Source organism: Belliella baltica DSM 15883 (genome assembly GCF_000265405.1).
Classification (GTDB): Bacteria; Bacteroidota; Bacteroidia; order Cytophagales; family Cyclobacteriaceae; genus Belliella; species Belliella baltica.
Genome location: NC_018010.1, coordinates 3,187,411 through 3,206,634, shown reverse-complemented (window position 1 = coordinate 3,206,634; position 19,224 = coordinate 3,187,411). Strand labels below are relative to the sequence as shown.

The window sequence follows — 19,224 nt, the reverse complement described above, 5'->3', positions numbered from 1 at the left end:
ATACTCCCCAAAATTGAGACCAGAGGTTAAGTTAAAAAAACCGTTTAAATTTAACCTTATGAACAAGCAAACAAGACGAAAGTTTTCTCCTGAGTTCAAGGCAAAAGTGGCCCTTGAAGCAATCAAGAATCAGTTTACATTGGCTGAATTGTCCAAGAAGTTCGATGTTAGCCCTGTGATTATCTCCAAGTGGAAGGGTGAGTTTTTGGATAATATGTCAGCTGTATTTGAAAAGGATCATTCAAAGAAAAAGGAAGAAGGCCCTGCCCTTGAGCAGCTCTATGCCCAGATCGGAGAGCTAAAAGTAGAGAATGACTTTTTAAAAAAAAGCTGCAAGAAACTGGGGATATGAAAGACCGGGCGACATTGGTTTGTTCCGATTATAAGGGGCTTTCTATAAGGAAACAGTGTGAAGTATTGGAGGTTCCCCGAAGCAGTCTATATTACAAACCAAAAGGGGAAAACGAGATCAATCTGAAACTGATGGGAATCATGGACAGGCATCTTACCGATCACCCTACTGAAGGCGTTGTGTCGATGGTCTATCTGTTGACAGGACTGGGCTTCGTTGTCGGCCCAAAGCGCATCAGGAGGCTTTTCAGGCTGATGGGCAGGGAAACCCTTTACAGGAGGAAGAACCTTACCAAATCCGGTTTGCGTGAATATATCAGGCCTTATCTTCTCAGGAACTTAAAGATTGAAAGGCCCAACCAAGTGTGGGTAACCGATATCACCTACATTCCGATGCAGAAGGGGTTTATGTTCCTGACCGCAGTCATGGATGTTTACAGCAGAAGGATACTGTCATGGGGTATATCCAACAGTCAGGACGCCAAATGGTGTAAGCAGGTAATCGAAGAGGCCATCAGAGAAAATGGTAAGCCAGAGATAGTCAATTCCGATCAGGGAAGCCAGTACACATCAGCCTTATGGATCAATTACCTTGAAGGGCTGGATATCAAAGTATCAATGGACGGAAAGGGAAGGGCTTTGGACAATGTATATATTGAAAGGTTCTGGAAGTCGATCAAGTATGATTACATCTATCTGAACCCAAGCGAGGACGGTTATGACCTGCTCAAAGGTGTCAAATGGTATATTGAATATTACAACCAAAAGGTTCATCATACCACTAGGGAGAAGCCTGGGGAAAGATATTATGGGCCAACCCGAAAAGCAGCATAAAGTAAAAGTTAGTTGTCCTATTTCCCAAGGGTACCCTTGGGAAATAGGACAACTAAAGAAGTATTAACAAATAAATAAATTAACTTAGCAACTGATACTTTTGGTCCAACAAATGGGGAGTGTTATACAGATCAGAATGCTCGAAAAATACGGCAGGGATATTTTAAAATGCCCTTGCTGCGATCACGGAAGAATGGAAACAATCTTTGATACAAGGGATAGATCAGCCAGAAAACAAAAATCTTTCAATCCAAATCCAGCCCCTTCCTGACATGTATTCAGGATCTAAGAAAACAATGGTTGGGTCCAAGACATCTCTAAAGCAGAATACCCCAATTTTGGGTAGGGGATTTTATGCCTTTTCCACAAGGATTGGTCAAATAATAGTAGAAATCGTAACTAATGAAAAATAATTAAACCCATAAAAAGAGTACTAATACACCTAGCAAACACTTCACCCTCCAGTTGTCAGTCAACAGCCACTAGCAAAAAGCCCTGATAGATTTTACATCAATCTGGGCTTTTTTTCAAAGGGCTTTTCTCTAGTGGGCTTAATGTTGGCATTTCGTTGTTTAATTCATTTTTTTAATTATAATCCCTCTTTTGCTATTCCGTAAAGAATTATTCAATTTCGTTTATTACCGTTTTTTCAGATAATTTTTCAAAAAACATACCAGTCCAATTTCCTGTTAATTCTAAAATTTCACCAGTAGAGTTCTCTTTAAATATTGCTAAAAAATTAGCTTTATTTTCTTTAAGGTATAAAGTATAGTTTGCGGTTAGAGAGTTATTTTTATTTAGGGTAATCGAATCTTTAAAACTTCGAGAAAATGGAAAAAAAGATTCTTCATTAGTTAAAGGTGCTTTTACTCCGCTAGAAAGATTTACATATTGCTCTGATAAAAGACTTAATTCTTTTGGGATTACAACTTGGGTTTTTGAAAAATTGAGTTTCTCAAAAGTTTGTAGGTCATCAAATTCAAATATAGAACTGCCTTCAATATTTTCAAGAGGTTTTATTACCACAGACATTGGTTTGTCGGAATCATTTTCAAAATAGAATTCAGGAATTTTTTTCTCCACAATATTTTGTGAATTTGTCGCTTCTAATTTCCATTTAATTTCGATTAAATCATATGATTTTAATTGCTCATAATCAGGGAAAGAGTCGTCTTTACTGCACGAGAAAAGAGTTTTAGTTAAAAATAGTCCGATAATTAGATTAGTGAATTTCATTTTATTTCTGTTTATTTTTCAATTTACATTTTTTCACAATGAATGCCAACGGTCTCGGCTATGAACAGTTGGGGATTTTTCGCCCTAACTTTTCAGTTTAGTACAAGCCTTTGTTTTTATGTTTATAATTTCGTTTTATCACTTTTGCCCCAATTGTTTATAGCCATTATTGCCAACCGTTATTTATTTCAATTCAAGTTTGTCAATTCTATTTCCAACTGTAAATTCTTTCATTTCATTTTCAAGTTTACTAAAATCTGCTTGGTCTACTTTTTTTATGATTTCTCCATTTTTCATTAAATATATTTCATCACAAGTGTCTGCTAAAGTTGAAAATATATGAGACGAAATAATTACTGTTTTTTTTAATTTTTTAAATCTTTTTATTACTTCAGTTATGATTAAATTACTTTGAATATCAACACCATTAAAAGGCTCGTCCAGAATAAATACATTATTTTCCTGTAAAAGTATGGCAGTTAGAGCCAATTTCTTTTTCATTCCAGTAGAGTAAGTCGAAGCATATTGATTTAATGGTAAATCAAATATATTTTTGTCCTCAATGTTGGTTATTTTTGTCTGTCTTGCATTGGCAAGTAGTTGTATATATTCTTTTCCAGTTATTTTAGAGAAAAAGTAAGGTTCTGTTAATAAAAGTCCTAAATGGTCTTTTAATTTGGTATAGTCAGATAATATGTTTCCTTTATAGCTTTCAAGTCCTGAAATACACCTGAAAAGAGTTGTTTTTCCTGCTCCATTTTCTCCAACAATTCCATATACTTTACCTTTTTTGAATTCTAAATCTATTGAATTTAGAACTTGTTTTTTACCATAAAACTTTGATATTTTTTCAATTTTAATCATTTAAAATGACATTTAGTTTTTTAATAGACTGAGAATAAAAAAGAGGAATAAATACCAATAGTATTGGTGGAAACATAAAACTAATTGCAATTAAAATTCCTTGTGACATATTCATTTCGTTTGGAAAAGACGAATATTTAGCAAAAATGATTGTCGTGAGATAAGTATAGCATAACAGAAGAAATACAATTAAAATATCGATTTTTCTAAAGAATGAAATACTTAAAGCTACTATTATTGGTAAGCTTAAAAATGTAAAATACATCAAGCACGTTTTCGTTTTTTCTATTAAAAATTCTTTAGATGATAAATTGTAATTCCAGACAAAATATTCGTTTTCTATTTTTGAATAATATGAAAAGCAAGTGAATCCAATTAATAACATAGAAAAAACACCAAGATTAAAATTTCCTACTGATACTGAAATATAAGTCAAGAAATAAGCTATTGGGAAAATAAAGAATGTCTTTCTAAAGCCAACGGTAAATTCAAATGGTTTTTTGTTAAATGGTGTTGGTATTGTTACATTTAGATTTGTGCTAAAATTGAACAGTGTGATAATTATTACACACAAATTTAAAAGAGCAGAAAAGATAAATTGTTTTTGATAAACTAAATAAAGATTAAAAGGCAAACAATAGATAAGATTTTCTGTTATTCTTAATTTTCTATACTTATCTTTATTGAAGATAGATTTTAAAAAATCATTTCGTTTAGGTTCACTTAGTTTTGAAACGAAACTTATTGCCAATAATCCATAAGCATAATTTGCAAACTCTGTTCTTTCAAATAGATAGTTAGAGAGCAAGATAAAAATAAATGGTAACAGTGTATATCCAATCAAAAGTGGCATTCCGAAATCAATCATTCTTCGGTTTAGCATTTTAAATTGAAGTTGGAAATATTCTTTCATTCGCAATTTTTGTCTAATGGTTGGCAACGTTCCGCGGCTTGGCGAGGTTGCGAACTTCGGAACCGATTATTTTCTGTTAAAGATAAAATTTCTTGCGAAATGTAAACGTGAATTTACTACAAAATTCGCAATCTTGCCAAACCGTTGTGTGTGCCTTGAATGGTGAATATAGGTCAAAAAGTTGACCGTTCCAACGGGTGAGAGTCCCTTAAGCGCGGGGGTAACGTCCCGAAGCCAAGCAAGTGGCAAGCTGGTTTGCCGTGAGGCATGCAGTGAAGTAAGCCAGACTGCGGTGTCTGTACTGACGAACAGAAACCATATACGGAGGCTATGAGGTCGGATGAGGTGACACAGCACACCGAAGTCCCAACCTTCCACAAGGAAGGAAGTACCAAAGTAGTAGATATGGCAGGGATAGACACAAGGATATTCATCTTACCGAGGGAGGTCTCTGGGTGTCGGGAACACCTAAGAGAAGTCAGCCGAGGTCGTAGTAGTTGCCGGTAACGAGCTGTAAGAGCTACAGAGGTCTCACTGGGCAGCGAAGGACTGAACATTGGATTACGTCCAAATTCGATAAGGAGCAACTTTTGGGGTAGCCTTATCTTAAGCAGGACCGAGCGTATAGAAATCTTCCTGTGGAAGATTTTAGTGAGGGGCCGGCATGCAGGGGAGGGTTAACAGTTTAACAATGATAGAAAAAGTACTCAACCGTAAGAACCTTTACAAAGCATACCGACAGGTGGTGCGGAACAAGGGTTCGGCAGGGGTGGACGGCATGAAGGTCACCGAACTGCTTTCCTTTCTGGAAAGCAACAGGGATAGGATTGCCACATCCATCCTCAACCACAGTTATGTACCCAAACCTATCAAAGGGGTCGAGATACCCAAGAGTAACGGAAAGACAAGATTGCTCGGAGTTCCCACAGTAGTGGACAGATGGCTCCAACAGGCGTTAAGCCAAGTGCTGATGACTAAATACGAACTTACGTTCGAGGAACACAGCTACGGCTTCCGTCCCGAAAAGAACATCCATAAGGCGGTAACACAAGCCCTGAAAAACATCAATGATGGCTATCAGGATATTGTGGACATCGACCTTAAGGGATTCTTTGACGAGGTTGACCACTCGGTTCTACTTCAATTGATCTACCAACGGGTAAAATGTCCGACTACCCTAAGGCTTATCAGAAAGTGGCTGCGTGCACCAATCCAGATCAACGGAAAACTGCACAGGCGTAGAAAAGGCGTTCCGCAAGGATCGCCACTCAGCCCACTACTGTCCAACATCCTTCTGGACTTATTGGACAAGGAACTGGAACGGAGAAACCTGAAATACGTCCGATATGCAGATGATTTCAGCATTTACACCAAGTCAAAGAAGGAAGCCAGAAAAGTGGGTAACGAGATCTACCTTTTTCTAAAGGAAAAACTCAGACTTCCCATAAACAGGGAGAAAAGCGGCATCCGAAGACCGTCCAATTTTGAAATGTTGGGTCATGCATTTGTTCCAACCTACCAAAAAGGAGTCAAAGGAAAATATCAGTTGGTGGTGAAGAAAAACAGCTGGGACTCACTGAAACGTAAGCTCAAGCAGATCACCAAGAAAACCAAACCCTACAGTTTTGAGGAAAGACTCAAAAAGATGGCAGAGGTATGGCGGGGATGGGTAAACAATTACCGTCTTGCCAGTATCTCCGCAAAGCTGAAATCACTCGACGAGTGGCTGAGAAACCGACTTCGATACTGTATTTGGTCCCGATAGCTATCGGGAGAAGAAACCCGAGCGGAAACGTAAAAACCTGATCAGATTGGGAGTGGACCAAGACCATGCATATGCATGGAAGGACTGAGCGTATAGAAAATGTCCAGTGGACATTTTTAGCGAAGGGCCAGGCCGCGGGAAGGCAGAAAGGGGGATGGGCTGTTGCCCAGAGTCCGATTCTGATCACTACGATAACTTTGTCACGACTAAGAAGAAAAGGTTATGAATCCATGCTTTCTTATTACCTCAAATCGCAACCTACAATCCAGTGAACCGCCGTATACAGCCTGCCCCGAACTTGATTCGGGGAGACCCGTACGTACGGTGGTGTGAGAGGCGCACCGTGAGCTTATGGCTCACGGCCGTCTACTCGATTATGTGCATACCATTTATTTAAAATAAGAACCAAAATAGTTATTTTTTTCAAAAGTTGAAATAATAGAATCTTCTTCGGGTGTTAACTTGATTATTGGATTATCTTTCCAAAATTTAGGTTTATATTTTGCCTTTTCAAATATTGATACATTTTCTAACTCGATACTAGGATTTCTTAGTTTTTTGAGTGTTTTGGAAAGTTCTTGATATATTAAAAAATTTGAATTGACTTTAGAAGGAATATGCTTGTTGTCAATAACAAGTTCATAAGTAAAATCTATTTGTAAATGCTTTAAGTTACCCTTAAATTCATCAAATTTTAAATTCCAAACATATTTTGGATTTTGAATTTTAATACTTTTTGAATCAAGTTCTTTGAACTGGTCAAAACCTAAGGAATGCTCAATAGTAGATCGATAATTGAGCAGTGTCTCATTTGAAAAATTATAAATAAAACTCCCATAACTCATGATTTTAAGACTATCAGGAAATTCAGGCTCAAAACCAATCTCAAAGATAATGTCTTCATTTTTTTTAAATTTTCTAATTAAATAAAATCTATAGTAATCAAAAAAATCAGAAGCAAATGGCCTACCAATTGATGTGGACATTGCCTCACCATAAATTTTATGACCAAAAGTAAGGTAAGAAAAGTTAGTATAATTCATAATTACATCACCTGAAGATGTTTTTTTTCTGGCGAATCTTGCCTGTGAAATAGAAATTTCCTCAACACCATTTAAATTATAAGATAAATTATAAAACGATTCAATAAACTCAGTAGGTAATGAATCTTGTTTTGAAATTTGTCTATAAAAACCCTTTCCATATGTTACATCCTTAGTGTTTTGTAATTGAGTAAAAATATTTTGGGCTATTTTATAGGGCAGGTCATTTACAACTACTTCATCTAGTAAGATAGTTGAAGGGAACATTAGAATTTCATTGTTTATATGACTGTTTAGCTGTAAAACAAGTGGTTCATAATTTATATGGGTAATTACTATAGATTTATCTAACTTTTTTTCAGGTATTTCAAATTCACCAAGTTCATTACTAACGGTTCCAAAATTGGTGTTTTCAACAAAAATATGAGCATAACTTATAGGTAATTTAGTAATAGAGTCAATTAATTTTCCCGAAAAAGATTGACCGATCAATTTTTCTGGGAAAAAAAACAGGGAAAATACAGCAATATAGAATCTTAATTTCATAATATTAATTAATTAATAGGTCTCCTACAGAGAAGGAGACCTATATAATAAATGGAAAAGGTTAAAATGTATATTTCACACCGCCTTCAATATACCCACCTTTTTCCTCACTATAGCCACCTTTTGTTTCAGCTGACCACTTACCGAACTCTACTCTTTCTTCGAGTTCTTCAACTTCGAAAAGTTGAGCTACTTGGAGAATATTCTCCATTTTTTCATCAATTTGTTTCATAAAGTTATTTGTTATTAATGAAATAGGGTGTAACTATAACACTCACTCGACACACCCTAAAAAAGCCGAGAGATTTTTATAATATTATTTCGAATAATCAATACTGCGTATCAATTGGTGGATTAGGATTTGTTGGTCCAGGTAATCCAGGATTAGTTGGAGGCTCCCATTTTCCAAACTCAACTCTTTCTTCAAGTTCTTCAATCTCAAAAAGAGTTGCAATTTTCAAATTTTCCTCATTTTTTACGTTGATCTGTTTCATATTATTAAGGGTTATAATTGTAGGAGTATCGGATATAATCTTATGGTCTACTCCATTTAAACCGAATTATTTTTAAGTAATATTTTATTAGAAAATTTACGAAAAATTGATAAACTTAATTTTATGCATATAGCGGTCAAAGTGACCCCCTATCAGCGCTGCAAAGTGACCCCCCGGAGTTAAGTAGTTTTTTTGGTCAGGAATAGTGGACTTACATCGCGTTAAAGTTATTGTTTTTCGGGATTAATATTACGTTTTCTTCTCAGGGATTCTCCCTTTAGTTCTATCCGGTGAGCATCGTGCACAATTCTGTCCAAAATAGCATCTGCAAGAGTTTGATCTCCGATTATTTCATACCATGCACTGACCGGTAACTGCGAAGTGATGATGGTGGACTTTTTACCATGTCGGTCCTCTATAATCTCCATCAGCAACATTCTGCTCTGAACATCTAGGGGTTGTATCCCAAAGTCATCGAGTATCAACACATCAAGTTTTTCGAGTTTGAGCATCTCTTTGATAGAAGATCCATCAGCCTTAGCCATTTTCAGTTGGGTAAGCAACTTAGTCGTATTCGCATAAAGGACTTTGTGTCCCTTGCTACAAGCCTGATTGCCCAAGGCACAGGCAAGATAACTCTTACCTGTGCCTGTACTTCCTGTCATCAGAATGTTTTCTCCTTTGTGGATGTATGCTCCGTCTGCGAGTCTCAATAGTTGATTTTTGTCCAGTTCACGCCCGGGACGAAAATCCAGTTCCTCGACAGTGGCTTTGTATCGGAAACGTGCACCACGAAGGCTTCGATCCATCCTGCGGTTTTGACGGTCATCCCATTCGTTTTCCACGAGCAGACTAATCAGTTCATCCGGTGTAAGGGATGACAGAGAGCCGGATTCTGTGGCATGACTGAAGCTTCGTGACATGCCGTAAAGCTTCATTTTTCTCATTTTTTCAATTGTTTCTTGTATCATTGGAATTGGTGTTTGTTAACTGAAGTATCTGTTGCCACGGATGTTGTGGTGTTTGGGCATCTGGGAAGACTCCTCCAGCTGTTCATCGGAAAAACTGATTGCGTCTAAATTTTTGGAAAGGATCTGTTCAATCATAGGATAGGTGTAAACACCATACTCTGACGCTCTTTTGCAGGCTCCAGTGATCCGCTGTGAACCCACTTTACGGGCAAGATGAAGGATTCCGGAGCAGGATCTATAACCTTGCTCCGGATGGGGAATAGATTCCATCAGGCTGGATAGGAATTTCCCTACCTCCTTGCTGATCTTATTGCCTTCACTTACAAAGAATTCATAACTCCAATCGGATACATACTTCTGGTTTCCGGCCAGATGATCCCTTAGTGTCGTGTACTTATGCTTCCTTTTATCGCGTTTGTGTTTGGCTATAGGATGATACTTGTAAAAGATCTCTACCTGGTCATCATTGAAAAGGACTTTGACTTTCTTTCCCATATACTGATGGGGAACACTGTAGTAGTGTTTATCCTCCCCAAGACATATGTGGGTGTTTTTCATTACAGTGCACACTTTGACACTCATCAGCTGATAAGGAAGTTCGGGAAGTGCCAGCAGACTGTTCCGCTCAAGTGTCTCAAACTGTTCCCTGCGACTTTCCTCACCTCTGAGTGCATAGTCATTGTAGTTGGATACCAAAGGAACAAGTGCTTCATTAAGGCTTTCTAAGGATAAAAACACCTTTCCCTGAAGAGCTACATAAATCCGTTGTTGAACTGACACCCTACGGGTGAGCGATTTACCTAAATTCTGCTTATTTTTATTTATATCAAAATCTTAGATCATGAAAACTCAAAAAAAACACGCTGGGCACTGTTGCCCTCAATGATTCCGCTAAGGAGTATTTGCTAAAACTATCTTCTTTCCTAGAAGCCAAAGCATATTCCCATATGACCATCCGCAACTATATGGCCGAGATGCGCTATATTTTCGCCTATTTCAATCACCTTAATCCTGAGCAGCTCACCCAAGATCACATTGCCTCTTACATCAATTACATCAAAAAAGAGCATGCTGTCGGTAGGGACAAATGCAGGATGACGGCTCAAAGCTGTAGCTTCTTTTTTAAACACATTTTACCTTCACCTTATGTAGTCCCCCACGCACTTTATCCCCGGAAAGACTTCAGACTTCCGGAAATTCTAACCCAAGATCAGATCAGCCATGTAATCCAATCCACAACCAATATCAAGCATAAAGCCATCATTGCTTTGTTTTATGGAACAGGTATCAGGTTGAGCGAACTTCGATTCTTGGAAATGAAACATATCTCAAGAGCCGAAATGCAGCTCAAAGTTGTGGCAGGAAAGGGTAGCAGGGACAGATTTACTATCCTTCCAGCTGCTGTTCTCCCTTTGCTTGAAGCTTACTACAGAGTACACAAGCCAAAAGTCTTTCTCTTTGAAGGACAGATCCCGGGAAAAGCTATGAACGACCGCTCCATACAGCACGCCATCCGTATGGCAATGAAACAGGCGGGCTTTGAACAGTATGGTTTTTCCGCACATTCTATCAGGCATTCCTTTGCCACACATCTGCTTGATGCGGGAACAGATATTCATACCATCAAACAGCTTCTTGGACATTCCAAGATAGAGACTACCATGATCTATCTTCACCTTACCAAACAACGTAGGGAAAAACTAGTATCTCCACTTGATTTGCTAGCTGATGGAAACTGACTCTTCTTTCCAATCCCTATTCAGACATCAATCCATCCACAGCTTCAATACTTATAGCAAAGCTGTTTTTGCTGATCTTGCTGCCTGTCATACGGCTGCAAAAGGGTATCACCTCAGCAGGTGCGATGATCAGCAATGTGGAAACATCAACCATCGCTACCATTCCTGCGGTAACAGGCACTGCCCCAACTGTGGAAGCATGAAAAGGGATGCCTGGATTGAGAGTAGAATGGACGAACTCCTACCTACCGCCTATTACCATATCGTCTTTACCCTGCCACATGAGCTCAATCCAGTATTCATGGGTAACAGGGCTAAGCTATTCGACCTTTTGTTTCTGGCAGCTTCCCAAACCCTGCTCAAGCATGCAAAGATGCCTGAATACCTTGGTGCTGAACCGGGGATCACAATGGTACTGCATACATGGGGACAGGATCTTAGTTTTCACCCTCACGTCCACTGCATCGTCAGTGCCGGAGGCTTCGACGGAAAGCGTTGGGTAGATGCCAAACGCAAAAACAACCGATTCCTTTTTCCTCAAAAAAGTCTGGCAAGTATGTTCAAAGCCATATTCATGGAAGGGCTGGAAAAAGACTGTTCACTCAGCTGGAATGGAAGTGAAAACAGCGTAATCAAAGCCGTCAGGTTCAAAAAATGGAACGTCTATGCCAAAGCTCCTTTCGGGTCGCCCGATAGGGTCGTCGAGTACCTTGGACGCTATACCCACAAGATCGCCATCACCAAACACCGAATCCTTGAGGTCAACGCAACACACATCAAGTTCAGCTATAAAGACTATGCAGACGGTTCCAAAACAAAACAGATGTGGCTTACTCATCAGGAATTCCTTAGAAGGTTTGAGCAGCATATCCTACCAAAAAGGTTTGTCAAGATCCGCCACTTCGGATACTTGAGAATACAGGGCAAAACTGAACGGTTGGCTATGATACGGTCTTCTCTCGATATGCAACCAACCAAACCCAAAGTCACAATTCCATTCCAGATCAGAATGCTCGAAAAATACGGCAGGGATATTTTAAAATGCCCTTGCTGCGATCACGGAAGAATGGAAACAATCTTTGATACAAGGGATAGATCAGCCAGAAAACAAAAATCTTTCAATCCAAATCCAGCCCCTTCCTGACATGTATTCAGGATCTAAGAAAACAATGGTTGGATCCAAGACATCTCTAAAGCAGAATACCCCAATTTTGGGTAGGGGCTTCTATGCCTTTTCCACAAGGATTGGTCAAATAATAGTAGAAATCGTAACTAATGAAAAATAATTAAACCCATAAAAAGAGTACTAATACACCTAGCAAACACTTCACCCTCCAGTTGTCAGTCAACAGCCACTAGCAAAAAGAGGCTGTCTCATAAGTCTCTTTTTAAAAAAAATGAAAGGCTACCAAATTTCTCGGGTAGCCTTTTTCTTGTTTAACTCAAAATTGTTATTTTGAGGTGTGGAAAAACAAGACCTAAATATAGTCTTTAAAGACTATGATCACAACCAGTTGATGCTCCTTCCCCACAATTTGGGTGACCTTCTTCCATCAGAGCATCCCGTCCGTGTAGTCAGCACGGTCGTAGACAAGATAAACATCCAGCCGATCTTTTCGCAGTACAGCAATATGGGAGCGAGCAGTTACCATCCCCGTATGCTGTTGAAGGTACTAATATACGGTTATCTGGAAAACTGCTATTCCTCCCGTAAGCTTGAGAAAGCTGTCCGTGAAAATATCGGTTTCATGTGGCTCTCGGGCATGCAGCGACCCGACCATAATACCATCAACCGTTTCCGGGGGGAAAAGCTCCGTGAAGTGATCCGGGAGATTTTTTCACAGGTAGTGCTCATGCTTTACGACGAAGGGCTTCTGGACATAAAAGACGTTTATACAGACGGGACTAAAATAGAGGCCAACGCCAACAGGTACACCTTTGTCTGGGGAAAGGCTGTCAAGAAGAGCAGGGAGAGGATTGCAAAGCAGCTTCAGGAGCTCTGGGATTACGCTGCCGATACGGCAAAGGAAGAACTCGGACAGCCCGAAGAGAAGTTTGAGAATCCCAGTCCCCAAAAAGTACTTGAAACCGTTGAGAAGATCAACACGGCACTACAGGGCAAAGAAGTTGATCCCAAAGTGAGACAGAAGCTCAGGTATGCAGAGAAAAACTGGCCAGGAAAGCTTGCCGAATATGAACAGAAGGAGAAGACCTTACTGGAACGCAACAGCTATTCAAAAACCGATGAAGATGCCACTTTCATGCGGATGAAGGAAGATCACATGAAAAACGGGCAGCTTAAACCCGGCTATAACCTCCAGCTCAGTACCCACGGACACTTTGTGGTCAACTATACCCTGCACCAAAAACCCAACGATACCACCACACTTATCCCGCATATCGATGCCTACCGGCAGATGTACGGAGCTTATCCCGAAACGCTGACTGCCGATGCGGGGTACGGAAGCGAGGAAAACTATGCTGCCCTCGAGCAGAACGGTACATCAGCGTATGTAAAGTATAATTACTTCCATAAGGAACTCAGAGAAGAAAACAAGAAAAACAGGGAATACAGACTACTTGAAAACCTGTATTACGACAGCCAAAAGGACAGGTGTATCTGCCCGATGGGACAGCCAATGGAAAGGAACGGTACCAGAACCAGGACAACAGCGACAGGATACAAACAAGAATACGCAAGATATACAGCATCAAAATGTGTGGGATGTCCTTTGGCTGCTTCCTGCAGGCCGGGAAAGGGAAACAAAACCATTGAAGTCAACAGGGCATTGGAACGGTATAAATCAGAAGCAAAACAAAAGCTGACCTCTCCCGAGGGAATCCAAAAAAGAAAGCAGCGGGCCACAGACGTCGAACCTGTATTCGGACACCTTAAGCAAAACAAGGGGATGAAGAGGTATGTGCTCAGGGGACTGGAAAAGGTGGAAATTGAAACAGGTCTTCATGCAATCGCTCACAACCTTTCCAGAAAGGCAGCAAAAGCAGCATAATTATCATTTTCGGGAAGATTTAAATCAAAAATATAAGAGAAACATCACCAAATCAGATAGAGTAATAAACCATGCTTTTTGACTAGAGTTCAAAAAATAAGAAGCCGATTTGTTGAAAACCGGCCTCTATTGCTAAAGTAGGCTGTTTTTAAAATTTAAATTTATTCAAATTTACTTTTGAGACAGCCTCTTTTTTTCAAAGGGCTTTTCTCTAGTGGGCTTAATGTTACCTGCTGGCATTTCTGTCGTTATTAAACTGTCCTTGCAATTTTCTTAAGTATGTTATGACTTTCTCCAAATTTGCAAAGTGCATCACAATGCTCTCTTAACTCCGAGAATAAAATATATTGAATTTTTGTTTGACTACTTTTTATTGATGGTCTTGAAAGCTGCATTACAACTTCCTTTTCTCTTTTGTTAGGTAAAACAATATATAGGTGTTGCTCACTTTCAGTAAAAGAGTATGATAAGTCTGTCAACCTTAAAATACCCGAATAAATGGAAGTGCTTTTTTCAACCTCAAACGCACAAATTGGCTTGTTTGTCCCTTTCTCGAACCAAACAACATCAATTAGTCCAACGGTGTTATACGTTTCTTTGCTGATGTCCATCTTAGGAAAATTAGATAAACTTAAAAATGAAAAATTATTTCCTTGGTGAGATTTAGATCGGTCATTCGATGCACTAATTACATCATAACCTAATGCTTGTCCAATTTTCAGTAAATGATACTGCATTTCGGTGTGTACATCAACTTCTAATTGCTCACTCTCTACTTCTTTCCTTCTTTTCTCTACTTGCTTTTCAAATTTAATTTTGTCTTCTTCTGTTATAAATTTTTCTTCGCCAATAATCATTTTCTTTGCACCTATTTCAAATAGTAACCCTGAAAACGCACCAAGGTCGTTAGAAAGTAAAGATTTATGTTTTTCATTTGTTTCAATTAATGTTTCTCGTAGTTTGAGATATTCATTCCAAGAACCTAATTTTTTGTTGTCATTGAATAGTGTGTTGTAACCATTGACAATTGCAGTGTTAAATGGTGGAATAGTAGTAGGATGCAAAAAATACAAAATGCTTGCGACCGCAGGACCAAGTCCTTTAATTTTAAGTTGGTCCAGTTTTATTATTTCTTTTAAAATCGCATCTTCTTTTGTGTTGTAATTAAAACAGTTTTCTAAAAATTGTCCGAAATCGTTTTTATTTTTTTCATTTTCATAAATGTCCGGAATTCTTAATTTTGGTTTCCAATAAAAGGGATGAGCGACACCAACAAAAACTTGCTTTTGCTCCGAAATACAAGATAAAACAAACTCTAAGGAACTTCCTTTAAAATCGTTTGGAAAATTTTTATCCTTAATGTCATTTATAACCTGCTGTACCCCTCTGCGAATTGAACGAAAAGCTTTTAGTCTTTCATCATTATTGGCGAACCAAGTATTGTAAACACTCTCGGGGTCTGCTTTATAATTTCTTATTAGTAGTTCAAACTTTTCTGTCATGGTTGTCTTTTTTATGCTTGCAGGTAACGTAAAGTGTTTTAAACGCAATCTACCTAAAAAAATAACTATAATAAATAGTTCTATCAAGATTGCGATTAAAACATAGTTGGACTAAGCCGTGCTACCTCTATGGGTATTTATATGCTTTTGTTTTGGTTTATTTTGATCAGTTATGCTTTTTCTCTTGAGGTGAGACTATTTTTTTGGTCTATTCTTTTGCTTTTTCTCTTTGAATCGGGCATATCTTTCCCAATAACATACTTTTCTGTTTTTGTTTTTACTTCAGTTTTTCAAAGAACTTCAATCTACCAATTTTATTTAAGGAGCTTCTCCTTTCTCTTCTCGGATACCAAATACCATCTTCCCCGATTTGCAACATGGACATTTGAACATTTCATCTCCAAAGATCTCTCTCAATACTTCATATGTACTCAAGCCCTGATAAAATGAAATCAACCTGGTTTTTTTTAAAAGCCGAAAGCATTCATCCATTTTTGTAGCGCTATTAGTAGAAGCCATTATGCCATAATATCTGATTTTGTAAAAACCTGAGGGAAGGATATGTTGCATAAACCTTCTGACAAACTCAGCACAGTCAAGTGTCAGTGTCTTGCTTTTGTTGTCACGGTAATCCTTCCACTGAAACCTGACCGTATGCCCATCAGTAGCCAAAATCCTGCTATTGCTTATGGCTACCCTGTGAGTATATCTTCCAAGATAGGAAACCACTTGGTTGGCTCCCTTGAACGTTTTCTTGACATAGACATTCCATGGCTTTTCATAAGCTTTGCTTTTTATGGATTTTATATCACCATACAATACATCTTGACTTTTCGGTATCTTCAACTCCTTTGACTGTATCGCTCCAATAAGTCTTTCCATAAACACTCCCCTGAAAATTGCAGACAGCGCTTTGATCGGTACAAAGAACTTTTTGTTAGCATGTATCCACTGCATCCCGTCACTGTCAATATCGGATGGTTTTAGACTAATCACCTCCCCAAGCCTGAGGCCTGATCCATACGCAAGAGCTATGAGACAGTAATGCTTCCTATTCCGAATACTATTAAGAATTTGAGATATTTCCTCTTTGGAAAAAACAGTAGGAAGAATTTTAGGACGTCTTGGACGCTTGATCTTCACAGGATCCCACTCTCTACCCAAAACATCTTTAAAAAGTATCTTGAAACCACTGATAGTCTGATTTACCGAGGATGCCGAAAGTTTATCTTGTTCGATTCTGGTGAATAAATAATGCTTTAACTCGGCTATACTGATCAGGTCAGGGCTTTTTCCAAAGTACTTGGAAACTATTGAAACAAGACCAATGTAAGTCTTGATACTTCTTGGAGAGTAATGCCGATAAGACATCTCTTCAAACATCCTTTGACGCAAACTTTTTTTTCCATGATGAAATAAATTAAAGATTTAACATGGTATAAATTTACGATAAACATCAAAAAATCAACCACTTGAAGGTAAGCTAAAAACTACCGACGAAGGAGGTTTGGTTCAACGGAAAAGGGCTTTGCGAGGTGCGGGCTACTGTAAACTGAAAGTCGGGAGGAGAACCAATCTCTAGCAAAAACCATTTTCATTTTTTCAAATTTACAAAAAAAAAATGAAATGGTTTTTTGCGGGTATTTTCTAGAATATTTCTGAGATTTCCTTCAACCCCGCATCTTGCAAAACCCATGTTATCGGCAGTTGCTTTATTTTTTTGTTAATTTCTCAATTTCTTTAAGTGTATATTTTTTTGAATAATCAATTCCCATTGATTTCGCATATTCTTCTATTGACATTTTAATATCCATAGAAGTTCTTAATTCATTTACTTTTTCAGGATTTTCAATTGGCCAAATAAAATTTGTCCATTCTTCCTTTTTGGTTTCGGGATTAACAAATAATCTTCCTGCACCTTGAGTTCCATAAATTTGTTCTTTACCTTGATACATAAGCATCCTATCTTTCATCATTGCGATTTGTTGTTTACTTAAATCTCCATTTTCTTGTGCTTTTATCATTAATGGAAAATACTTTTCAATAATTGGAAGTTTTGAATGTTGAATAACATACCAAACTGCATTACTTAGTTTCTCTCCGACAAGTTCCTTTCCTGGATAACCATATTTTTTGATTATTTTTTCCGTTTTTAACAAATTGATACTGTCATTTTTTTCTGTTATTTTCCATCCTTGCTTTTGAAATTCACTTTCGCTTATTTTATAAGTCTGTAAAATTTCATTTTTTCTTTCTGGACTTAAATCTGGTGTCCAAAGTTCTCTCAATTCTTGGTCAGATTTTAGAATTTGAGTTAATTCACTTTTCAGTTTGTCTTTCTGATTTTGAGTAACAGAGCAAGAGGTTAAAAGTGCTAAAAAAGTTATAATTGTCAATTTAATTTTCATTTTAAACATAATTTTGGTATGCAATTGCCGATAACGGGAAAGGGCTTTGCGAGGTGCGGGCTACTGCAACTGAAATTTCAAGATGTGACCGAGCACTAGCAAAAACTTTTTCCATTTTTTAAAATTACGAAAAAACTAAAAAATGGAAAAGTTTTTTGCGGGTATTTTCTACAAATTTTCTGAGATTTCCTTCAACCCCGCATCTTGCAAAACCCATGTGTGTGCCTTGAATGGTGAATATAGGTCAAAAAGTTGACCGTTCCAACGGGTGAGAGTCCCTTAAGCGCGGGGGTAACGTCCCGAAGCCAAGCAAGTGGCAAGCTGGTTTGCCGTGAGGCATGCAGTGAAGTAAGCCAGACTGCGGTGTCTGTACTGACGAACAGAAACCATATACGGAGGCTATGAGGTCGGATGAGGTGACACAGCACACCGAAGTCCCAACCTTCCACAAGGAAGGAAGTACCAAAGTAGTAGATATGGCAGGGATAGACACAAGGATATTCATCTTACCGAGGGAGGTCTCTGGGTGTCGGGAACACCTAAGAGAAGTCAGCCGAGGTCGTAGTAGTTGCCGGTAACGAGCTGTAAGAGCTACAGAGGTCTCACTGGGCAGCGAAGGACTGAACATTGGATTACGTCCAAATTCGATAAGGAGCAACTTTTGGGGTAGCCTTATCTTAAGCAGGACCGAGCGTATAGAAATCTTCCTGTGGAAGATTTTAGTGAGGGGCCGGCATGCAGGGGAGGGTTAACAGTTTAACAATGATAGAAAAAGTACTCAACCGTAAGAACCTTTACAAAGCATACCGACAGGTGGTGCGGAACAAGGGTTCGGCAGGGGTGGACGGCATGAAGGTCACCGAACTGCTTTCCTTTCTGGAAAGCAACAGGGATAGGATTGCCACATCCATCCTCAACCACAGTTATGTACCCAAACCTATCAAAGGGGTCGAGATACCCAAGAGTAACGGAAAGACAAGATTGCTCGGAGTTCCCACAGTAGTGGACAGATGGCTCCAACAGGCGTTAAGCCAAGTGCTGATGACTAAATACGAACTTACGTTCGAGGAACACAGCTACGGCTTCCGTCCCGAAAAGAACATCCATAAGGCGGTAACACAAGCCCTGAAAAACATCAATGATGGCTATCAGGATATTGTGGACATCGACCTTAAGGGATTCTTTGACGAGGTTGACCACTCGGTTCTACTTCAATTGATCTACCAACGGGTAAAATGTCCGACTACCCTAAGGCTTATCAGAAAGTGGCTGCGTGCACCAATCCAGATCAACGGAAAACTGCACAGGCGTAGAAAAGGCGTTCCGCAAGGATCGCCACTCAGCCCACTACTGTCCAACATCCTTCTGGACTTATTGGACAAGGAACTGGAACGGAGAAACCTGAAATACGTCCGATATGCAGATGATTTCAGCATTTACACCAAGTCAAAGAAGGAAGCCAGAAAAGTGGGTAACGAGATCTACCTTTTTCTAAAGGAAAACTCAGACTTCCCATAAACAGGGAGAAAAGCGGCATCCGAAGACCG

Annotated in this window: 17 protein-coding genes and 3 pseudogenes; 8 read left to right on the top strand and 12 right to left on the bottom strand. The window is 38.8% G+C overall.

What is annotated here, in order from left to right; genetic code table 11:
* The first annotated feature begins 58 nt into the window (after positions 1–58).
* The 3 genes and pseudogenes from BELBA_RS14605 to BELBA_RS19745 all read left to right on the top strand — a co-directional run.
* Positions 59–352 (top strand): transposase, encoded by a 294-nt coding sequence (locus BELBA_RS14605; protein WP_014770860.1) that lies wholly within the window; start codon positions 59–61, stop codon positions 350–352.
* Positions 349–1,185, top strand: coding sequence for an IS3 family transposase (locus BELBA_RS14600; protein WP_014771031.1), 837 nt, complete (start codon positions 349–351; stop codon positions 1,183–1,185). Before BELBA_RS14605 ends, BELBA_RS14600 begins: the two co-directional genes overlap by 4 nt.
* A 127-nt stretch (positions 1,186–1,312) precedes the next feature.
* A pseudogene (locus tag BELBA_RS19745) lies at positions 1,313–1,456 on the top strand (IS91 family transposase); the annotation flags it as partial.
* A gap of 350 nt (positions 1,457–1,806) precedes the next feature.
* Here BELBA_RS19745 and BELBA_RS14590 read toward each other — a convergent pair.
* The 3 genes from BELBA_RS14590 to BELBA_RS14580 form a co-directional block, all read right to left on the bottom strand.
* Positions 1,807–2,421, bottom strand: coding sequence for a hypothetical protein (locus tag BELBA_RS14590; protein WP_014773457.1), 615 nt, complete (start codon positions 2,419–2,421; stop codon positions 1,807–1,809).
* Positions 2,422–2,604: 183 nt separating this feature from the next.
* A complete protein-coding gene (locus tag BELBA_RS14585) occupies positions 2,605–3,285 on the bottom strand; it encodes an ABC transporter ATP-binding protein (protein WP_014773456.1) in 681 nt (226 codons plus the stop codon).
* Positions 3,278–4,198 (bottom strand): ABC transporter permease, encoded by a 921-nt coding sequence (locus BELBA_RS14580; RefSeq protein ID WP_157466104.1) that lies wholly within the window; start codon positions 4,196–4,198, stop codon positions 3,278–3,280. Before BELBA_RS14580 ends, BELBA_RS14585 begins: the two co-directional genes overlap by 8 nt.
* Before the next feature lie 691 nt (positions 4,199–4,889).
* Here BELBA_RS14580 and ltrA point away from each other — a divergent pair.
* Positions 4,890–5,963, top strand: coding sequence for a group II intron reverse transcriptase/maturase (gene ltrA, locus BELBA_RS14575; RefSeq protein WP_245531079.1), 1,074 nt, complete (start codon positions 4,890–4,892; stop codon positions 5,961–5,963).
* 389 nt (positions 5,964–6,352) lie between these two features.
* Here ltrA and BELBA_RS14570 read toward each other — a convergent pair whose 3' ends face one another.
* The 5 genes from BELBA_RS14570 to BELBA_RS14560 form a co-directional block, all read right to left on the bottom strand.
* Positions 6,353–7,552: a carboxypeptidase-like regulatory domain-containing protein gene (locus BELBA_RS14570; protein ID WP_014773454.1), complete on the bottom strand. Its 1,200-nt coding sequence runs from the start codon at positions 7,550–7,552 to the stop codon at positions 6,353–6,355.
* 61 nt (positions 7,553–7,613) lie between these two features.
* Entirely contained in the window at positions 7,614–7,784 is a 171-nt protein-coding gene (locus tag BELBA_RS19740) for a hypothetical protein (RefSeq protein ID WP_014773453.1), read from the bottom strand.
* Positions 7,785–7,881: 97 nt separating this feature from the next.
* Entirely contained in the window at positions 7,882–8,046 is a 165-nt protein-coding gene (locus tag BELBA_RS19735; RefSeq protein WP_014773452.1) for a hypothetical protein, read from the bottom strand.
* Positions 8,047–8,273: 227 nt separating this feature from the next.
* Positions 8,274–9,017, bottom strand: coding sequence for an IS21-like element helper ATPase IstB (gene istB / locus BELBA_RS14565; protein ID WP_014770947.1), 744 nt, complete (start codon positions 9,015–9,017; stop codon positions 8,274–8,276).
* Positions 9,018–9,032: 15 nt separating this feature from the next.
* Entirely contained in the window at positions 9,033–9,797 is a 765-nt protein-coding gene (locus tag BELBA_RS14560; RefSeq protein WP_052307640.1) for a Mu transposase domain-containing protein, read from the bottom strand.
* A gap of 122 nt (positions 9,798–9,919) precedes the next feature.
* On the opposite strand from BELBA_RS14560, the gene BELBA_RS14555 reads away from it, so the two are divergent.
* The 3 genes from BELBA_RS14555 (at position 9,920) to BELBA_RS14545 (ending at position 13,767) form a co-directional block, all read left to right on the top strand.
* Positions 9,920–10,756: a tyrosine-type recombinase/integrase gene (locus BELBA_RS14555; RefSeq protein WP_280956311.1), complete on the top strand. Its 837-nt coding sequence runs from the start codon at positions 9,920–9,922 to the stop codon at positions 10,754–10,756.
* Complete coding sequence (locus BELBA_RS14550) at positions 10,746–11,900, top strand: IS91 family transposase (RefSeq protein ID WP_014773451.1); 1,155 nt, start codon at positions 10,746–10,748, stop codon at positions 11,898–11,900. The genes BELBA_RS14555 and BELBA_RS14550 overlap by 11 nt, the downstream gene beginning before the upstream one ends.
* A 319-nt stretch (positions 11,901–12,219) precedes the next feature.
* Positions 12,220–13,767, top strand: coding sequence for an IS1182 family transposase (locus BELBA_RS14545; protein ID WP_014773450.1), 1,548 nt, complete (start codon positions 12,220–12,222; stop codon positions 13,765–13,767).
* A 251-nt stretch (positions 13,768–14,018) separates the two neighbouring features.
* On the opposite strand, the gene BELBA_RS14540 is transcribed toward BELBA_RS14545, so the two are convergent.
* The 4 genes and pseudogenes from BELBA_RS14540 to BELBA_RS14530 all read right to left on the bottom strand — a co-directional run bounded on the left by BELBA_RS14540 (position 14,019) and on the right by BELBA_RS14530 (position 17,677).
* Complete coding sequence (locus tag BELBA_RS14540) at positions 14,019–15,269, bottom strand: hypothetical protein (protein WP_014773449.1); 1,251 nt, start codon at positions 15,267–15,269, stop codon at positions 14,019–14,021.
* 318 nt (positions 15,270–15,587) lie between these two features.
* Positions 15,588–16,241 (bottom strand): annotated as a pseudogene (locus tag BELBA_RS20515) (IS91 family transposase); the annotation flags it as partial.
* A gap of 186 nt (positions 16,242–16,427) precedes the next feature.
* A pseudogene (locus BELBA_RS20510) lies at positions 16,428–16,652 on the bottom strand (phage integrase N-terminal SAM-like domain-containing protein); the annotation flags it as partial.
* 329 nt (positions 16,653–16,981) lie between these two features.
* A complete protein-coding gene (locus BELBA_RS14530; RefSeq protein WP_014773447.1) occupies positions 16,982–17,677 on the bottom strand; it encodes a DUF6624 domain-containing protein in 696 nt (231 codons plus the stop codon).
* Between the two features lie 735 nt (positions 17,678–18,412).
* Here BELBA_RS14530 and BELBA_RS20225 point away from each other — a divergent pair.
* On the top strand, positions 18,413–19,195 hold the full coding sequence (locus tag BELBA_RS20225; RefSeq protein WP_342626374.1) for a reverse transcriptase domain-containing protein: 783 nt from the start codon (positions 18,413–18,415) through the stop codon (positions 19,193–19,195).
* The last annotated feature ends 29 nt before the right edge of the window (positions 19,196–19,224 follow it).